The sequence below is a fragment of the Acinetobacter sp. P8-3-8 genome (assembly GCF_000214135.1).
Lineage (GTDB): Bacteria > Pseudomonadota > Gammaproteobacteria > Pseudomonadales > Moraxellaceae > Acinetobacter.
The window spans coordinates 1-17,900 of the sequence record NZ_AFIE01000057.1; the positions used below are offsets into that span (position 1 = coordinate 1).

Sequence of the window (17,900 nt, forward strand, 5' to 3'; positions counted from 1 at the left end):
GAGCGGGAAAGGAGACTCGAACTCCCGACCCCAACCTTGGCAAGGTTATGCTCTACCAACTGAGCTATTCCCGCATGCGGTGTATAATACATCAACAGATAACAGGGTCAAGATTTTTCTGCAAAGACGACGATTAATTGCATAAAATAAAGACATATTTATTAAAAAAGACAAAAAAAAATGAATTTTGAGCATTCAGTTTCGGTGGCTTTACCCAAATTGGAGTAAAAGCATTGCGAATCAAGCAAGCGAAATAAAGATAATCCGTTATACTAAAGTCAGATTAAGATCATTTTTGGGAGTACAGCATGAGCTTAGAACAACAACTCATTGAGCAAATAAATCTGCTTGAACCTACTCATTTGGAAGTCATCAATGAGTCGGCTGGTCATGGTGGATATTTCCCAGGTAAAGAGTCACATTTTAAAGTGGTGATTGTGAGTGAACAATTTGCAGGCTTGCGTTTGGTGCAACGTCATCAAAAAGTTTATGCTGTAGCGAAAGCATTACTCAGTCCTGAAAAAATCCACGCTTTAGCGATCCATGCCTATCTTCCAAGTGAATGGCAAGGCCAAGCGCCTGCAAGTCCTGAATGTGCCCATGCACCTAAAGCTTAAGATTTAGGGTCAAGACAATGGATGCACATTTAATTGTAAAAATTATTCATATGAGCAGTGTTACATTGGCATTAGTGGTCTTTGTATTACGCGCATTAACCTTATTTATTGGGGTACAAGGACAACAACCGAATCCAAAAGGTCGAGTGGCCTTTGTTGCACTACAACATTTAAGTTATACGCTTGTCATACTGACAGGTATTATTTTACTGTTTATGAATCACTTTGAAGTACAACCATGGTTCTATGCAAAAATAATTCTGTTCCTTGTACTACTGTCTTCTCAAATTAAAGCGTATAAAAAAGATGACAATATTCTACTTGCTCAACGTCGAGCAGGGATTGTTATTGGTGCAATTGCTTTTATTGGATTGCTTGCTTTAGTCATGATTAAACCAGTTTTTGGCTGATTGTTAGACATGAATTTCACAGTTATATAGTGTCTAGGTTAAACTATATACAAGCTTAAAAATAAAGACATTTTGGGAAAATTGTATGTTGACTCGTGTGGTATTTAATCAAAAAGGTGGTGTCGGGAAATCCAGTATTGCAGTCAATCTTGCAGCGATTAGTGCTTATCAGGGTTTTAAAACCTTGGTGATTGATTTAGACCCACAAGCCAACTCAAGCCAATATCTTTTGGGAGATGATGCGACCTATTCAGCAGATAAAACCGCATTAGAACCCAATATTGAAAATTTTTATGATGATGTCTTAGGCAATAATCAGCAAAAAGGTTTAATTGGTAATGCGATTGGTTCTTTATTAAAGACTAAAAATAAAGGCTTTGACCAATATATTCATCGTTCACCATTTAAAGATTTAGACGTATTACCTGCTAGTCCGAGTTTGGGTAATTTAGAGCATGCTTTAGAATCCAAACATAAAATTTACAAGCTACGTGATTCTATTCAAAGCTTGGCAGGGCAATATGATCGAATTTATATTGATACACCACCTGCGTTTAACTTCTTTACCTTATCTGCCTTAATTTCAGCAGATCGTGTGTTGATTCCATTCGATTGCGATGTATTTTCTAAACGTGCTTTACAAACATTGATTGAAAATGTCATTGAAACTCAAGATGATCATAATCAACGTCTTGAAATTGAAGGTATTGTGGTCAACCAATTCCAAGCGCAAGCGAAATTACCACGTGAAGTGGTACAGCAGTTAAAAGATGAAGGTTTGCCTGTTTTGGAAAATATGCTACCGCCATCGGTGTTAATGAAAGAGTCACATCATAAAAATCTTCCATTAATTCATTTAGCTACAGATCATAAATTGACGCAAGCCTATCAGGCGTTGTTCAATGAGATAGATAAGAAATAAGCTCGAGAAATATATGAATTATTCTAATACGGTTACTGCCAAATGGTCTAAATTGACCTTTAAATTAACAAAGTTATCTGCAATTGCAGTAACGGCAATTTTAGCGACAGCGTGTGCAACAACGGTTAAACCAACCTATGTGTCGCCAACGCAATATCAAGCCATGAGTTGTGCGCAATTGACAGGCGAATTTGATCGTATCCAACAATATATTAACAATGGTGTACAACCTGCAAAACGCACTGGTGTAGGCGTAGGTGTAGGTCTTGGTGGTGGTTGGGGCAGCGGTGGCTGGGGTTGGGGAATTGGTCCGAGTATTTCTGTAAATATGGGACAATCTTCAAATACCAAAAATACTGAACTTTCTCGTTTGTATGGTGAGCAAGACGCTTTGTCGCAAGCTGCTCAGTTTAAGAATTGTCCTTATGTTCCAAAACGCCAAGTGGCTCAGAAATAGCAACGTCAGTTCGGGATAAACTTTGATGTAAGTTATTGAAAAGATAGATCAGGCAAAGCGGAGTCTTACCGTTTAAAAGTCAAATGCAAGGATTAACCTTTGGTTCGACCTACTTTTCTTTCGGAAAAAGTAGGCAAAACCATTTGTCAGTCGCCAACTCGACAGATACTATCAAGTACCTAATATATCGCAAAAACAGTATATTACAGATGCAGCCCTGCCTCGAACAATGCGACTGACGTTTCCGTGTATCAGATAGTTGGAAACATATCTTATATCGAACTCAGGTTAGTAGAATGCCAATGATGCAGGATTAGTAAGATTGCATTGTAAATTCAAAATGTAAAAAAGCCGATTTTAATCAATCGGCTTTTTATTGATTTAAAAATATGTATTTAAATCAATTTATTTATGTGCAGCGCCTTTATTCTTATCAAAAAACTTATGGCGTATATAACCAAAAATTCCTGGAAGTACACTGATAATAATAATACCGAAAATTAAATGGGTAAAATTATCTTTCACGATTGGCATATTACCGAATAAATAACCCAAAGTAATAAAAGAACCCACCCAACAAATTGCACCAATGACGTTATAAGTCAGGAAGAATTTGTAATTCATGCTACTTGCACCGGCAACAAAGGGTGCAAATGTACGAGCAAAGGGAATAAAACGCGCAAAGATAATGGTTTTGCCCCCATGACGATCAAAAAACTGTGAGGTTTTAACCAAATGCTCTTTATTAATAAAGCGTGATTCAATCTCAAAAACACGTGGGCCAATATATTTACCAATATGATAATTGACTGTGTCACCGAGGACTGCTGCAATAAACAGTAGAATCACCAAAACAACGGGATCCATTGCACCCGTAGACGCTGCTAATGCACCTGCTGCAAAAAGTAAGCTATCCCCAGGGAGGAAAGGCATCACCACCAATCCTGTTTCTACAAAAATAATCAGAAACAAGATACCGTAAACCCATCTTCCATAATTGGTAATGAATTCAAAGAGGTGCTCATCTACGTGCAAAATAAAATCAATCAGATCCATAAGGGAAAAACTATGCGAAATTGTGCACAAATCCTAGCAGTGTGTGCGGTGAAAGTCAGTATTAAAACGTAAATAATTAGGGTGATACATTCAACTTTTTAAGCGTTCTATTTATAAGACGATAAGTCTGAAAATCAGCATTTCTAAAATTAAAAAACAGCGTTAATATAAGTACATATTTTAAACAAATTCAAAAAGGGTCTAAAAATGTTTAATCCAAATGTTATTGTAAAAAACATTGTAAACCAACCTAATACCGATGCAACTTTAGCTTTAATCGCACGTGTATTGATGGCTTATATTTTTCTTGTTGCGGGTTGGGGCAAAATCACAGGTTATGCTGCGACCGTTGGCTATATGGAGTCGATGGGTGTTCCGGGAGCACTATTACCTTTAACGATTTTAGTTGAATTTGGTGGTGGTTTGGCGTTGTTATTTGGTTTTCAAGCACGCTTTGCAGCTTTTGGTTTAGGTGTGTTTAGTATCATTACCGCTTTTATATTTCATGGTGGTGCAGAAGATAGTATTACTTTCATGAAAAACTTTGCAATGGCGGGCGGTTTATTCTTCCTGATGTTGCATGGTGCAGGTAAATTCAGCATTGATCATGCGATTGAAAAATAATTTGAACGTTTGAATTTTCGAGTAAAAGCCAGATTTGTATCTGGCTTTTTTGTGTTGCTATTTTAATCTAAATGAATTGAAATCATTTAAAAACAATCAACAATTTCAGCGTAATACTGAATAAATTCTGAAAATCGTGTGAAGTTGATGGAATGATGTGCGTCTAGCGTATAAAAATGCTAGAATATGGCGCTTATATTCGTTTGCCTGCATAGTTGTTTACCCATGACTACCAATACTCAAATTACTGAAGATCGCATCCTCATCTTGGATTTCGGTTCTCAATATAGCCAGCTTATTGCACGCCGTGTACGTGAAGCTGGTGTATATTCTGAAATGTATGCTTTTGATATGTCTGAAGAAGACATTCGTGCGTTTAATCCTAACGGTATCATCCTGTCAGGTGGCCCTGAGAGTGTGCATGAAGAAGGCAGTCCACGTGCGCCAGAAGTTGTATTCAATTTAGGCGTACCTGTATTGGGTATTTGCTATGGTTTACAAACCATGTCTGAACAACTTGGCGGAAAAGTAGAGCCGGGTACAGTGCATGAATTTGGTTATGCGGCTGTAGATGTATTGGTTCGTGATCAATTGCTTGGTGATTTGAACGATGGCGATGATAAGCTTAATGTTTGGATGAGCCACGGCGACAAAGTCAGCGCAATTCCAGCAGGTTTCCAAGTGACTGCAAGCACGCCAAGCTGTCCATTTGCGGCAGTGAGTGATGAAGCTCGCCGTTTCTATGGTGTTCAATTCCATCCTGAAGTAACACATACTGCAAAAGGTGCAGAGTTATTGTCTAACTTTGTCCATAGCATTTGTGGATGTCGTAACCTTTGGAATTCTGAAAACATCATTGACTTACGTGTTGAACAATTACGTGAGCAAATTGGTGATCAAAAAGTTCTGTTAGGTCTTTCAGGTGGCGTGGATTCATCTGTAGTTGCTGCACTTTTACATAAAGCGATTGGCGACCAACTCACTTGCGTATTTGTAGACAATGGCTTACTTCGTTTGAATGAAGGCGAGCAAGTGATGGACATGTTTGCGAAAAACATGGGTATCCGAGTGATTCGTGCTGATGCTGAAGAGCGTTTCTTAACGGCACTCGCAGGTGAAGTTGATCCTGAGAAAAAACGTAAAATCATTGGTCGTGAATTTATTGAGGTTTTTGCTGAAGAAGCACGTAAGCTTGATGGCGTAAATTTCCTTGCACAAGGGACAATTTACCCTGACGTGATCGAATCTGCTGCGACTAAAAATGGTAAAGCACATGTGATTAAGTCACACCACAATGTGGGTGGTTTACCAGAAGATTTAGCTTTTGAATTGGTTGAGCCGATTCGTGATTTGTTTAAAGATGAAGTACGTCGTTTAGGTACAACTTTAGGTTTACCACATGAAATGCTTTATCGTCATCCATTCCCAGGTCCAGGTTTGGGCGTGCGTATTTTGGGTGAAGTGAAAAAAGAATATGCAGATATTCTTCGTCTTGCAGATGACATCTTTATGCAAGAGCTTCGTGCAAGCGGTTGGTATGATAAAACTGCTCAAGCCTTTGCCGTATTCCAACCTGTGAAATCTGTAGGTGTGGTGGGTGATGGTCGTCGTTATGCATGGGTCATCGCACTTCGTGCAGTTGAAACGGTAGACTTTATGACAGCACGTTTTGCACATCTTCCTTATGATCTTGTAGATAAAATTTCTACACGTATCATGAACGAAATCAAAGATGTTTCTCGTGTGGTTTATGACGTTTCTTCTAAGCCACCAGCAACGATTGAATGGGAGTAAAACTGGGGTTTCAAGCAGCAACGCTGCTTGCCAGTTTTACGCCAAGCGCTCTGCGCGCGGCAGTGAGGGATTTCAAGAAACGAAGCTTCATCCCAGTTTTACGTCAAAGGCTATGTCTGCGGCAGTGAGGGATTTCAAGAAGTGAAGCTTTTTGCCTGAATTACGCCATGAACGAGTTTTAAAGTGAAACTTTAAAACGAAGTGCAAGATGCCTGTCGCAGTGATGATTTTAATTGAAAAGCCGACTTAGGAAAAAGCCGGCTTTTTTGCTTTTTATCGGAAAATGTAATTTAAATTATTGATTTTGTTGAATAATAAAATTAGATTTCGGATGGGGCGTATTATGTTGATTTTAGAAAATATTAAGAATAATATTTAATTGGCTACATAGCCCTTAAACTTAAACTTATATTTCCCAACTTCAATATATCCTAAATCTTTATTAAATAGGTGCACATTAAAATTATGAGGTTGTCCAACTCCAGTTGTCACACTTAATCTAGATTTATCAGTTTCTATACCTTTTGTTTCAATAAGCTCTACTTCAACAGTAGGAATACAATCAAATTTTGGATCAAAATGCCCAGTAAAAGTAGCAAATCTATTAGTTCTTGTTACCTCAATTTCGATTTCACCCTCATGAACTCCATTGTTTGTTATCTCACTAGATTGATCCAATAATATAACCATTGGAGTTTTTTCATGGCGATTCAAGCGTATATTTTCATTCGTCTGTGACTTTAATTCTGATCTTAAACTTTCAAGTTCTTCTTTCTGTACATTTATAAGTTGTTCATACGCTTGCCTAACTTTATCAATACTTTTTTCAGTTTTTGATAAGTTATCAATATCCAATTGCAATTTTTCCTTTTCTGCTAAAAATTGTTTTTCTTTTACTGTACGATCTTCTTCTAATTGATTATTTTTTTTAATTAACGCTACTAATTCATTTACATAACTTCCCATTTCATCAGCGCTTCCAGCCAATCGATTAAAGATAGTTAAATAGCTCATTAAATTTTCATCTTCTGAAAAATCAGGGTATCGTACTTTATGATCAATTTCACTCCAACCTTCTTCAAAAATAGTTCTTGTTTGAATCTCGCAAAAGATTTGTTCCGAATTTATTTTTGTAGCAGGAACTAAATAATGTATTGAGCGATAATTATAAAAATGTATTTTTTGCTCACATTCTGGATATTCTTTATAAATATCCATGATGTCACCTTTACGATGATAGATTGTTACTTGTTCATCTTCTTTAGTAATCCATCTGGATAAAATATGCTTGTGAACAATTTCCCAATCACTTTTAAAGAGATAAATTGCCCTCACACCAATTAAGTCCGTTACAATAGTTTTGTAATTGTTTGCATTAATACCTCTATATTTTTCAGAGGGTTCTTTACCAATAAGTTTTCTAACAATTTTTTTAATTAAATGAGAAACACTTTTTATACGCCAACGTACAGAGTGTACTGATTCACAACGCTGAATTTTTTTTGCAATGTACTCAGCTTCATCTAATAAAATAAGCGCATTTTTTTTATAGTCTTCCGCAATTTCTTGTAGTATTTCTATTGATAACCCACTCTCTTCAACCTCAATTTCCGTGATCCCCATATCTTTGATAAATTGTAATGTATTATCTTCTAAACTCATGAAATTCCCCAATAATTTTTTGTTTAAGATATATTGACTAATTAATTTTGTCTAAATTAATTATTAGTAAATAATAGTACCCATTTAACATAATGGTCGCTATGTGAAATTAAATTTAAAAACTGAATTTTTTAAATTGTTAGTAACTATATCAACACTCTATAAAGAGTAGAAAGGAGGTTTTTTGAAACAATTTGATTGTTTTGCAAACATATCTGATACCTATTGCCAGTAACAAGAGCACTCAGTGCTTTTTTATTACTTAAATTTTCTAAATTGCTCCCTAAAAAATAAATAACTCATTAAATATCAAAATTATAAGATTTAAAGAGATATCTTAACTTTACAAAAGATGTATTAAGATATATCTTATTAATCATTAAAGATACAGATATAAAAGCAAATGATCGAAGAACAGCATCATCATGGGCGCCGTGGGCGCCTGTTTGAAGCAGGGCGAATGAAGCTATTGGTCTTGCATTTAATCCAGCAATCACCGAAACATGGCTATGAAATCATTAAAGAAATTAGTGATTTGGTTGGTGGTGGTTACAGCCCAAGTGCAGGAACTATCTACCCAACATTGAATTGGTTGGAAGATATGAGCTTTGTTACTGTAGAAAATACAGAAAGTGATCGTAAGCAATATCACATTACTCAAACAGGTATTGAACATTTGCAACAACAGCAAGCTGTAACACAAGAGCTACTTGAGAAATTGCAAACGCGAAGAGAAATCCATAACAACGACCAACTTTTAGATATACATCGCGCAATGGAAAATCTAAAAACATCCTTACGCTTAAAACTGAAAGCACAAGATTTTAACCCTGAACAAGTTCGACAAATCGCTGAAAAAATTGATCAAGCCGCTGTTGAAATCACTCGTCTGTAAATTTTAAATTGAGAAAAAATATGAAACAACATCAATATCATGTCACAGTACAACACCTTGCCGATGCGCAAGGAAATCCATCCAGCTATACAGAAAAACTAGAATTTGATGTCGGCAACCATGACGATATCTTTGTCATCTTAGAACGATTACAACAGGCTGAATTATTTGATGAACAAACCACAAAATCATTTGCAGTCGGTCTAAAGCTCTTTGGTGAAGTGATGCTCGAAAATAAAGATCACGAATTGTTTAAAGATTTTAGACTTCACTTCGGACAATTTATGAAACAACTTAAACAGCATGTTAAAAAGGCAGAATGACTTTACTTTACATGCATCGAATAAATTTAAAGAGAAAAAAATGCAGAAAAACAAAACCATGATGATTGGCACTATTCCAAAATTACCAGCTCAATATGCAGCTTGGATCATGCCGTTATTATTATCAGGCTTAATGAGCGCCACAATTTCCATGTTTAATTTATGGAAAAACCTAGGAATGATCGACGGATTCTTTTCCAAATGGTTTTCCATCTGGTTATTTTCATGAGCAATTGCTTATCCAACAGTGCTTATTTTCCTTCCCATCGTGCGCCGATTAACAGGTTTCATTGTAGATATGACGCCGCCAGAAGTATCGAAATAAGTGATTTAACGATGTAATGGCTGAAATGCATCAAGGATGATGCGCATAGATTGTTATAAGAAACCTTTGTACACGAATGTATTTATCTTAAAAATAAAAGAATATTTACAACAAAAACAAAACTCCTATTGTCCTATAGATAATATTCAGCGTATTAAGTTAGTTATAGGTTAATACGGATTTAACCTTTATGATCAGAAAATCAAATGATGTTGAATAAGGACTGTTGGCATCGAATAGTCGTAAAGATAGATGCGCTGCCATTAGACCCTAAACATCCTAAGCTGATGAACAACTTTAGGATAACAAAATGACCAATAGCAACTATACCGAAATTTCTAACTCTGACGATTGTGAAAAATACGTAAATCAATTTATACAAGATTTTCCGATTCGTTCTGCAGAAATAGGCAAAGGCACTGTCATTAAGCGTGCTTTACCCAGTCGCCAAAAGCGTATGATTGGCGCATGGTGTTTTCTAGACCATGCAGGCCCTGTGACTTTCCCTCAAGGCGATGGCTTAGACGTTGGACCGCATCCTCATATCGGCCTACAGACATTTACATGGTTGATTGAAGGAACCATGATGCACAATGACAGCATCGGTTCAAAGCAGTTAATTCGACCTAAACAAGTCAATTTGATGACGGCTGGTCATGGTATTTCGCATACTGAAGTCGCACCTGAGACCGAAACCAAAATGCATGCGGCACAACTTTGGATTGCCTTACCTGATGATAAGATCAATATGGCGCCACAGTTTGATCATTATCCAGAACTGCCTGTAGTTGAACAGGACGATGTTGAATTTACCGTTTTAGTCGGTGAGTTTATGAATACAACATCACCTGTGAAAGTACATACTGAATTGGTTGGTATTGATTTTTACGCAAAAGAATCAACCACAACACGTATTCCGCTCAATCCTAAATTTGAATATGGTTTCTTGGCATTGGAAGGGGAAGCGGTCATCAATGGTCATGAGTTAAATAATGACAATATGGTGGTACTTGAGCCGGGAATTAACCAAATTGAAGTGCAATTACATAAAGGTTCACGTTTATTGCTGATCGGTGGAGAACCATTTGAATCACCAATTCTATTGTGGTGGAACTTTGTCGGTCGAACTCAAGAAGAACTGAAACATGCAACAGAGCAATGGATTAATCAAGATGCACGCTTTGGTAGCATTCCTGAGTATGATGGGCCACGCCTAGAAGCACCTGCTTTCCCAGATAAAATGCGAGCTTCAAAATAACGCTGTAGTTATTGATGTAAATTATTGATGAAAATGAGGATAAGGAAAATAACATGGCAGTCATTTCAAGTGCAAAAGTAAAAACCTTTCCAGAACAATGGTCAGGTGAAATCAGCAGCGGTAAACACCGTTTCATTACAGATAAACCAGAGTCAATTGGTGGGCAAGATAAAGGGCCTGCACCTTATGATTTTATTTGTTCGGGTTTAATTTCTTGCACCATGATCACATTACGCATGTATGCAAAACATAAAGAATTTGATTTAGGTGAATTTACGGTTGAAGCTTTTTTCAATGCCAATAAAGAAGGTAAAGAATGGATTGAACGCCGTTTATCCTTTGTTGAGCCATTGTCGGAGGAAATGCAGCAGAAGGTTTTAGACATTTGTCAAAAAACACCTGTGACTAAAACTTTATTGAGAAGCGTGGAAATCAATACCTCAATTATCTGATTCGATTCATGTAGCTGAGAATGACATATTGAAAAGGGTTTGTGAACAATTCGTCTATGTTTGCGACTTAGAGTGTTTTTTAGGCGATACTAGGCGCGAAATACGAAATTTAGTCATTCTAAATGAGTAGTTCGCAACAACGTAGCGTCAAAAAACACTCTAGTCCCGAAGGGTTGTGTCTAAAATTATCTCAGCCTTCGTTATGAAACTTGCAAATAGTCTCGCTATTCTCTTCGTTTCATTCCTCGTCTGCTCAATTTTAGCCTACAACGCAAGCCATTTATGAAATGTTCACAGACCCTAAAACAATGTGTCATTTTTTTTTATGTAAATCCGTTATAGTCGATGTACAAAATTGAGGTCACAAAAATGATTACATTACACCACTTAGAGCAATCACGTTCTTTACGCATTTTATGGGCACTTGAAGAATTAGGTCTGGAATATCAAGTTAAATTTTATAAGCGCCTACCGACTTTTGCGGCTCCACCTGAATTAAAACAAATTCACCCTTTGGGCAAAGCACCTGTGCTTACGGATGGTGATTTAGTGATTGCTGAATCCGCAGTCATTTTGGAATATCTCCAAACCACTTACGATACTGAAAATAAATTTAAGCCTCAAAATCCGAAAGATTTAATGCAATATAATTACTGGATGCATTATGCCGAAGGTTCTTTGATGCCTTATTTGGTGATGACTTTGGTCATGAGCAATGTGCCGAAACATGTGCCATTTTTAATTAAACCGATTGCCAATAAAATCTGTGATGGTGTCAAAGGTGGTTTTATTAATCCACGTTTGAAAGAACATGCTGCTTTCCTAGAAGATTATTTGTCGCAACATGAATATTTTGCAGGTGATTTTTCTTTTGCTGATATTCAAATGAGTTTTCCAGTCGTTGCGATGCAAGAGCGAGTTAAAGCCAATAATCCTCAAATGGTGGCGTATGCAAAACGTATTCAACAACGTCCTGCATTTCAAATCGCCAAAGCAAAAAGCAATTTTTAGAGAATGGTGTGGATTTGCTAAATGGTGTAATGAATAAGTAGTGTAATGAATATGATTTTCTTAGCGGGTGCATCAGGTAATACTGCATTTTGGCAACCTGTAATCAAGCGATTACCACAAGAATATGAGAAGGTTGCGATTGCTTACCCAAGCTTTGGTGGTCATCCTGATCATGTTGCTGTACAAAGCTTTCAATCACTGCAAGATTACGTACTTGAGCACATTAGCGAACCATCCATTGTTATTGCACAATTTATGGGTGGAATTTTTGCAGTACAAGCAGCTTTGCAGAAACCTCAGCACGTCAAAGCATTGGTCTTAGTTGCAACATCAGGTGGGATTGATTTAAGTCGTTTTGATGTTGCAGATTGGCGAAAAGATTATCAACAGACTTTCTCTGTGCCCGATTGGTTTGTTCAGCATCAACCTCATTTAGATGATTTCCTTGATCAAATCACTTGTCCTGTATTACTGATTTGGGGTGATGCAGATCCAATTAGTCCTGTAGCTGTGGGGCAGTATTTACACAGTAAAATAGTAAATTCGGAATTGCATATCATTGAAAATGGACAACATGACTTAGCAGAAGTTTATTCTGATCAGGTTACTGAGTTAATTCAGAATTTTCTAATAAAATATTCACTCTGAAATGATCAATACGTAAAAAAGGATGCCGAAGCATCCTTTTTTATCGAGTCATTTATCGTCAATTTAATTACGCTTAACGACAATAGAATCAATACCACTGTGTTGCAAAGTTTGTTGTGCAATCACAGCCGCATTTTGCGAATCATAAGGGCCTGAAATCACACGATACCAAGTTTTACCACCCTCAGCGCTTTGTACAACATCGGCAGATAAACCATTGAGAATAATTTCTGCACGACGTGCATCTGCTGCATCAGGATCATCATAACTACGAACTTGTAAAATATATTCTGGCAGGGCAGCTACAGGTGCAGTAGCTTGTTCAGAACCATCAACGCCAACATTGACTTCATTCGATTGAGTCGGTGCTTCCACAATCACAGGCTGTTGCTGAGGTTGAGTTTCAGGCACAGCTTGATCAGGAATCGGTGTGACTTGCTGTTGTGGTAACAAATCATAGAAACGGTAATCTTTATTGGTATCTTCTTGATAGTGCTCAGAAGTGATTTCGTTTCGAGGTTGCACAGGCGCCCACGGTTTCCAGAGCAATAATGCAACTGCAAAACTTAACACGATTAATATAGCCACAAGCATGCCAAGCCATTTAGGAATCAAAGGCTTTTTAGGCTTGTTCGGCCGTTCAGATACACCGCGTTGCGTTTTTCCAAACACGTGGACTTCCTCTTATTCTTTATTGTTTACATGCTTTCAGGCGCTGATACGCCAAGCAATGTTAAACCATTTTTTAATACTTGTTGTACATTTAATGATAACAATAAACGTGCTTGTGATAATGCAACATTTTGATCATCAATGAATTTAACGCCATCTTGTGCATACCAACCATGGAATAATGCCGCAAGTTCTTTCAAATAATTCCCCACTTGGTGTGGTTCATAATTATTTGCTGCACGAATCATGACTTCTGGGTAAGCCGCAAGCTTGGCTAAAATTTCAGTTTCAGTTTCTAAAGTCAACAGTTCAGCATTTTCACGCGCAGTTGCGATATTAAAATCAATCCCAGCTGGACCTGCTTTTTGCAAAATACTTTGAACACGTGCATGTGCATATTGAATGTAATATACGGCATTGTCTTTACTTTGTGAAACAGCAAGATCTAAATCAAAATCAATGTGTTGTTCAGACTTACGCATCACATAATAAAAACGAGCAGCGTCATTACCCACTTCTTTACGCAGGTCACGTAAAGTCACGAATTGACCAGAACGAGATGACATCTGTACCATCTCGCCGCCACGCCATAAACTCACGAACTGGACTAAAAGTACGGTTAATTTTTTCGAATCATAACCCATCGCATCGATTGCAGCTTTCACACGGGTAATATAACCGTGGTGATCAGAGCCCCAAATATCAACAAGATCGGTATAACCACGTTGTAATTTATTTAAATGGTAAGCAATGTCAGATGCAAAATAAGTGGTTTGTCCGTTACGACGTTTTACCACACGGTCTTTTTCATCACCAAATTCAGTTGATTTAAACCAAATGTTGCCATCTTTTTCATAAAGGAAGCCACGTTGGTCTAAAGTTTGTAAAGCTTCATCAATTTTTTCTGTGAGCGAAGCTTCACTAAACCATTGATTAAACGTTACGCCAAATTCACCAAGATCATCTTTAATATCATCTAAAATGGCACGTAAAGCAGCTTGATGGAAAACACGATAGCCTTCACCAATTAAGTTTTGTGAATTAAAAATTAATCCATCAATGTGCTTTTCTTTATCACCTGAAACAACAACTTTGTTGCCTTCAGCATCAAGTTCTGCTGCGTACTGAACATCTTCAGGAACATTGAGGTAAACATCAGCAACAGGGCGTACATAAGCATCGCCATCTTTGTCGATAATGCTTTGCGCGATTTCTTTTACATAGTCGCCTTGGTACGCATTTTTAGGGAAAACTAAAGTTTGGCCTGTAAGCTCCAAGTAACGTAAATACGTCGATGTTGCAAGGATGTCCATTTGGCGACCTGCATCGTTGACATAATATTCACGGTCAACTTTGGCACCTGTTGCTTCAAGCAAGTTCGCAACAGTCATACCATACGCCGCACCACGACCATGACCTACGTGTAGGCTTGACGTCGGGTTTGCAGAAACAAATTCAACCTGAACTTTTTTCGCTGCATTGGCTTGGGTTTTACCATATTGGTCTTTTTGCGCTTGGATTTGATCCAAGACAGCAAAGCGTTGGTCAGCATTTAAAAAGAAATTGATAAAGCCTGGGCCTGCAATTTCTGCCTTAGAAATATCAACCACTTCAGGTAAGTTCGCTAAGATTTTTTCAGCAAGATCACGAGGTTTCATACCCGCTGCTTTAGCGCCAATCATTGCAATGTTTGAAGCGAAATCACCGTGGCTTCGGTCTTTAGTTCGCGTCAAAGTACTGGTGTTACTCCAGTCAGATGGAAGAGTCCCTTCAGCTTTTAGGGATTGCATTGCATGATCAAGAGCTGCTTGTATGGCCGTATTCATAATCTATCGGAAAATAAATGTCGCAGAAAAACGCTAAATATAGCAAATTTTGAGAGCTTTAGGGGAATGCATTTGTATAGAATAAAAGGTATTCGATCTTAAATATTAAACAACCAAGATCAAGCAGACTTTTATTGAATGATTTAAGCCGTATGATGGCGCTTTTTCTTTATCATTCACGGTGTTGAAAATTAAAAATAATTTAATAAAAACAAAATTTTATGCCTTTATTTTTAATATCATCTCTTACAAAACAGTATAAAATCATTCTCTACAGGTCACAGGCTTATTTAACAGCTCAGAATGCGCATTTTCAAAAGTATAAAGTTTTGAATTGTTGAAGATTTTAATTGTTTTGGCTTTTTCTAGTGCTTTTTTAAAGCTAGGTAGTTTTTTTGCATCGACTAAAGTGAATGGATTTCCATAATTTTTATTATCAATTAAAAACTGAATTTGACCTATTTTGGGATCATGCGCCTTAATCAAATCTTTGCCGTCTTGATCTTGAATACTAAAGCCCGCTTGTTGTGAAGGAATTTTACAATTGAGGCGAAAATACAGCATGTGACCATCAGTCGATTTATTTTGAAGTGTATAGATACCTTGTAGATCATTCTCAATATAAACCCATTGACCTGTAGGCATATTCAGGGTCATTTGCTCTAATTTTTCCAGCGTGGCTTTGCTGGCATCAACCACACCTTGTTGGTCTATTTCTGGAGGAGGTGTTTCCCCCAAACCCACTAGGCTTTTGACTTTGTCTGTCGTTTTGCTGACGCCATTGGAAAGGTTTTTCGCTGTTTGGCAACCAGAACAAACAACAACAGTGCTGAGGATAAGAATATTTAATTTAGAATTCATATTGTTATAGATTTTTAATTGTATAATCACCTGAATAAAATAGAACCAAAGCCAAAATAAATCAACGATTGATTAAAAATTCTAACAAATAAATCTAAGCATTTCCCTCATTCAATAGGTTGTTTCATATTTGGCAAAGCAAGATATACTATAATTCGGCACTATTTTAGTGCTTAGAAAACCATCAAGCTTAATTTATCAATTTGTAAAATACTCTAAATATCATTATCACGTATCTAAATACCCATTTCATAGAAAATAGGCTTAAGCTTATATGCGACAAAAGTCGAAGTTAAGCAAAGTACCGAAGTTGAATCGATTGTTGACTTCAAAATGAGAATGGAAATGACAACGGAAAATTTGAAAAAGCATCCTTTATATATTCCTTATGCAGGAAATACCCTGCTGGAACTCCCACTGCTCAACAAAGGTTCAGCATTTAGTGAAGAAGAGCGTATCCGATTTAACTTGCATGGTCTGATTCCTCAAGTAATCGAGAGCATCGAAGAACAAAGCCAACGCTCATACCAACAATATTGCTCATTTAGTGAAGCGATCAATAAGCATATTTATTTACGAAATATTCAAGACACCAACGAAACACTTTTTTACCATCTTATTGAGAATCATCTCAGTGAAATGATGCCCATTATTTATACCCCAACGGTTGGTGAAGCATGTCAGCGTTTCTCTGATATTTATCGTCGTCACCGTGGTGTGTTTATTTCATATCCTGATCGTCAACATATCGATGATATTCTCCATAACGTCAATCGTAAGAATGTCAAAGTTATTGTGATTACGGATGGTGAGCGTATTCTTGGATTGGGCGACCAAGGTATTGGTGGTATGGGAATCCCGATTGGTAAATTATCGTTATATACCGCATGTGGTGGTATCAGTCCAGCTTATACATTACCGATTACCCTTGATGTTGGAACCAACAGTCAGCAATTATTGAATGATCCTATTTATTTAGGCTGGAATGAGCCACGAATTAATGGTGAAGAATATTATAACTTTGTTGATGATGTACTTGCTGCAGTTAAACGCCGTTGGCCAAAAGCATTGATTCAATTTGAAGACTTTGCACAAAAAAATGCCATGCCTTTATTGGAAAAATATCGCGATAAAATCTGTTGTTTTAATGATGATATTCAAGGAACAGCAGCGGTTTCTGTTGGAACATTGATTGCTGCCAGTCGTGCAGCAGGAAAACAACTGAAAGATCAGAAGGTTGCTTTTCTTGGCGCAGGTTCAGCAGGCTGTGGTATTGCTGAACAAATTGTTGCTCAGATGGTGGCAGAAGGTTTAACGGATGCTGAAGCACGTGCACAAGTGTTCATGGTCGATCGTTTTGGTTTAATCACTGAAAATCAACCGAATCTGTTAGATTTCCAACGTAAATTGGCTCAAAGAACCGATCAAGTTGCACACTGGGGCAATGCGGATGAAATCATCTCTTTGCTTGATGTTGTGAAAAATGCCAAACCAACTGTATTGATTGGTGTATCGGGTCAGCCGGGCTTATTCACTGAAGAAATCATTCGAACTTTGGCTGAAAATTGTGAATATCCAATTGTTTTACCATTGTCGAATCCAACCTCACGTGTAGAAGCTGTTCCTGCTGACATTATTGAATGGACAAATGGTAAAGCGCTCATTGCAACAGGTAGTCCATTTGCACCTGTGAATTATCAGGGTCAAACCTTCAATATTTCTCAGTGTAATAACTCTTATATTTTCCCAGGTATTGGTTTGGGTGTGATTGCCGCTCAAGCGACCCGTGTGACGGATAATATGTTGATTGCTTCAAGTACAGCGTTGGCAGATTGTTCACCAAAACTACAGGATAAAAATGCAGACTTGTTGCCTGATTTAAATGAATTACAGCAAGTGTCTCGAATCATTGCTTTCAAAGTAGCAAAAGCGGCAATAGCCGATGGTGTTGCGCCTTTGATCACTGATGAGCAATTACAGCAAAATATTGAAAAGAATTTTTGGAAACCTGAATATCGTGAATATAAGCGAGTTCCTTTCTAAAATTTATTTCTATTTACACAAAGGGGGCGATATCGCTCCCTTTG

Annotated in this window: 18 protein-coding genes, 1 tRNA gene and 1 pseudogene; 14 read left to right on the plus strand and 6 right to left on the minus strand. The window is 37.3% G+C overall.

Annotation, left to right across the window (positions count from 1 at the left end; translation table 11 throughout):
• Window position 1: 1 nt before the first annotated feature.
• Window positions 2-74: transfer RNA gene (locus GGG_RS0116220), tRNA-Gly, on the minus strand.
• A 234-nt stretch (window positions 75-308) separates the two neighbouring features.
• On the opposite strand from GGG_RS0116220, the gene GGG_RS0116225 reads away from it, so the two are divergent.
• The 4 genes from GGG_RS0116225 (at window position 309) to GGG_RS0116240 (ending at window position 2,406) form a co-directional block, all read left to right on the plus strand.
• Entirely contained in the window at window positions 309-617 is a 309-nt protein-coding gene (locus tag GGG_RS0116225; RefSeq protein WP_010116749.1) for a BolA family transcriptional regulator, read from the plus strand.
• A 17-nt stretch (window positions 618-634) separates the two neighbouring features.
• Window positions 635-1,027: a SirB2 family protein gene (locus tag GGG_RS0116230; RefSeq protein ID WP_010116751.1), complete on the plus strand. Its 393-nt coding sequence runs from the start codon at window positions 635-637 to the stop codon at window positions 1,025-1,027.
• Between the two features lie 85 nt (window positions 1,028-1,112).
• Window positions 1,113-1,949, plus strand: coding sequence for a ParA family protein (locus GGG_RS0116235; RefSeq protein WP_010116753.1), 837 nt, complete (start codon window positions 1,113-1,115; stop codon window positions 1,947-1,949).
• A 13-nt stretch (window positions 1,950-1,962) separates the two neighbouring features.
• Window positions 1,963-2,406: a hypothetical protein gene (locus GGG_RS0116240; protein WP_010116755.1), complete on the plus strand. Its 444-nt coding sequence runs from the start codon at window positions 1,963-1,965 to the stop codon at window positions 2,404-2,406.
• A 405-nt stretch (window positions 2,407-2,811) separates the two neighbouring features.
• Here GGG_RS0116240 and GGG_RS0116245 read toward each other — a convergent pair whose 3' ends face one another.
• The gene (locus GGG_RS0116245) at window positions 2,812-3,462 is read right to left on the minus strand and encodes a DedA family protein (RefSeq protein WP_010116756.1); all 651 of its coding nucleotides are present in this window, start codon (window positions 3,460-3,462) and stop codon (window positions 2,812-2,814) included.
• A gap of 207 nt (window positions 3,463-3,669) precedes the next feature.
• Between GGG_RS0116245 and GGG_RS0116250 the strand changes: the two genes are divergently transcribed.
• A complete protein-coding gene (locus GGG_RS0116250; protein WP_010116757.1) occupies window positions 3,670-4,086 on the plus strand; it encodes a DoxX family protein in 417 nt (138 codons plus the stop codon).
• A 225-nt stretch (window positions 4,087-4,311) separates the two neighbouring features.
• Window positions 4,312-5,880, plus strand: coding sequence for a glutamine-hydrolyzing GMP synthase (gene guaA, locus GGG_RS0116255; RefSeq protein ID WP_010116759.1), 1,569 nt, complete (start codon window positions 4,312-4,314; stop codon window positions 5,878-5,880).
• Between the two features lie 375 nt (window positions 5,881-6,255).
• Here guaA and GGG_RS0116260 read toward each other — a convergent pair whose 3' ends face one another.
• Window positions 6,256-7,542, minus strand: coding sequence for a RelA/SpoT domain-containing protein (locus tag GGG_RS0116260; protein ID WP_010116761.1), 1,287 nt, complete (start codon window positions 7,540-7,542; stop codon window positions 6,256-6,258).
• 403 nt (window positions 7,543-7,945) lie between these two features.
• On the opposite strand from GGG_RS0116260, the gene GGG_RS0116265 reads away from it, so the two are divergent.
• From GGG_RS0116265 to GGG_RS0116295, 7 genes and pseudogenes are all read left to right on the plus strand, one after another.
• Entirely contained in the window at window positions 7,946-8,437 is a 492-nt protein-coding gene (locus GGG_RS0116265) for a PadR family transcriptional regulator (protein ID WP_010116763.1), read from the plus strand.
• A 20-nt stretch (window positions 8,438-8,457) separates the two neighbouring features.
• Window positions 8,458-8,760, plus strand: a complete 303-nt coding sequence (locus tag GGG_RS0116270; RefSeq protein WP_010116765.1) for a DUF3861 domain-containing protein — start codon at window positions 8,458-8,460, stop codon at window positions 8,758-8,760.
• Between the two features lie 40 nt (window positions 8,761-8,800).
• Window positions 8,801-9,085: pseudogene (locus GGG_RS19915) on the plus strand (DUF2798 domain-containing protein).
• A gap of 310 nt (window positions 9,086-9,395) precedes the next feature.
• Window positions 9,396-10,343, plus strand: coding sequence for a pirin family protein (locus tag GGG_RS0116280; RefSeq protein WP_010116768.1), 948 nt, complete (start codon window positions 9,396-9,398; stop codon window positions 10,341-10,343).
• A 53-nt stretch (window positions 10,344-10,396) separates the two neighbouring features.
• Window positions 10,397-10,795, plus strand: a complete 399-nt coding sequence (locus GGG_RS0116285; protein WP_010116770.1) for an OsmC family protein — start codon at window positions 10,397-10,399, stop codon at window positions 10,793-10,795.
• A 369-nt stretch (window positions 10,796-11,164) separates the two neighbouring features.
• Window positions 11,165-11,806: a glutathione S-transferase family protein gene (locus GGG_RS0116290; protein WP_010116772.1), complete on the plus strand. Its 642-nt coding sequence runs from the start codon at window positions 11,165-11,167 to the stop codon at window positions 11,804-11,806.
• A gap of 45 nt (window positions 11,807-11,851) precedes the next feature.
• The gene (locus GGG_RS0116295) at window positions 11,852-12,454 is read left to right on the plus strand and encodes an alpha/beta fold hydrolase (RefSeq protein WP_029574647.1); all 603 of its coding nucleotides are present in this window, start codon (window positions 11,852-11,854) and stop codon (window positions 12,452-12,454) included.
• Between the two features lie 63 nt (window positions 12,455-12,517).
• On the opposite strand, the gene GGG_RS0116300 is transcribed toward GGG_RS0116295, so the two are convergent.
• The 3 genes from GGG_RS0116300 to GGG_RS0116310 form a co-directional block, all read right to left on the minus strand.
• Window positions 12,518-13,126, minus strand: a complete 609-nt coding sequence (locus GGG_RS0116300) for an SPOR domain-containing protein (protein ID WP_010116775.1) — start codon at window positions 13,124-13,126, stop codon at window positions 12,518-12,520.
• Window positions 13,127-13,152: 26 nt separating this feature from the next.
• Complete coding sequence (gene argS, locus GGG_RS0116305) at window positions 13,153-14,952, minus strand: arginine--tRNA ligase (protein WP_010116777.1); 1,800 nt, start codon at window positions 14,950-14,952, stop codon at window positions 13,153-13,155.
• 264 nt (window positions 14,953-15,216) lie between these two features.
• The gene (locus GGG_RS0116310; protein WP_010116779.1) at window positions 15,217-15,813 is read right to left on the minus strand and encodes a hypothetical protein; all 597 of its coding nucleotides are present in this window, start codon (window positions 15,811-15,813) and stop codon (window positions 15,217-15,219) included.
• Between the two features lie 345 nt (window positions 15,814-16,158).
• On the opposite strand from GGG_RS0116310, the gene GGG_RS0116315 reads away from it, so the two are divergent.
• Entirely contained in the window at window positions 16,159-17,856 is a 1,698-nt protein-coding gene (locus tag GGG_RS0116315; protein WP_010116781.1) for an NAD-dependent malic enzyme, read from the plus strand.
• Window positions 17,857-17,900: the final 44 nt, after the last annotated feature.

Coding starts and splice junctions, on each gene's coding strand:
- GGG_RS0116225 (WP_010116749.1), top strand. CDS start 309: ATGAGCTTAGAACAACAACTCATTGAGCAAATAAATCTGCTTGAACCT.
- GGG_RS0116310 (WP_010116779.1), bottom strand. CDS start 15,813: ATGAATTCTAAATTAAATATTCTTATCCTCAGCACTGTTGTTGTTTGT.
- GGG_RS0116240 (WP_010116755.1), top strand. CDS start 1,963: ATGAATTATTCTAATACGGTTACTGCCAAATGGTCTAAATTGACCTTT.
- GGG_RS0116290 (WP_010116772.1), top strand. CDS start 11,165: ATGATTACATTACACCACTTAGAGCAATCACGTTCTTTACGCATTTTA.
- GGG_RS0116230 (WP_010116751.1), top strand. CDS start 635: ATGGATGCACATTTAATTGTAAAAATTATTCATATGAGCAGTGTTACA.
- argS (WP_010116777.1), bottom strand. CDS start 14,952: ATGAATACGGCCATACAAGCAGCTCTTGATCATGCAATGCAATCCCTA.
- GGG_RS0116270 (WP_010116765.1), top strand. CDS start 8,458: ATGAAACAACATCAATATCATGTCACAGTACAACACCTTGCCGATGCG.
- GGG_RS0116265 (WP_010116763.1), top strand. CDS start 7,946: ATGATCGAAGAACAGCATCATCATGGGCGCCGTGGGCGCCTGTTTGAA.
- guaA (WP_010116759.1), top strand. CDS start 4,312: ATGACTACCAATACTCAAATTACTGAAGATCGCATCCTCATCTTGGAT.
- GGG_RS0116295 (WP_029574647.1), top strand. CDS start 11,852: ATGAATATGATTTTCTTAGCGGGTGCATCAGGTAATACTGCATTTTGG.
- GGG_RS0116250 (WP_010116757.1), top strand. CDS start 3,670: ATGTTTAATCCAAATGTTATTGTAAAAAACATTGTAAACCAACCTAAT.
- GGG_RS0116235 (WP_010116753.1), top strand. CDS start 1,113: ATGTTGACTCGTGTGGTATTTAATCAAAAAGGTGGTGTCGGGAAATCC.
- GGG_RS0116285 (WP_010116770.1), top strand. CDS start 10,397: ATGGCAGTCATTTCAAGTGCAAAAGTAAAAACCTTTCCAGAACAATGG.
- GGG_RS0116245 (WP_010116756.1), bottom strand. CDS start 3,462: ATGGATCTGATTGATTTTATTTTGCACGTAGATGAGCACCTCTTTGAA.
- GGG_RS0116315 (WP_010116781.1), top strand. CDS start 16,159: ATGACAACGGAAAATTTGAAAAAGCATCCTTTATATATTCCTTATGCA.
- GGG_RS0116260 (WP_010116761.1), bottom strand. CDS start 7,542: ATGAGTTTAGAAGATAATACATTACAATTTATCAAAGATATGGGGATC.
- GGG_RS0116280 (WP_010116768.1), top strand. CDS start 9,396: ATGACCAATAGCAACTATACCGAAATTTCTAACTCTGACGATTGTGAA.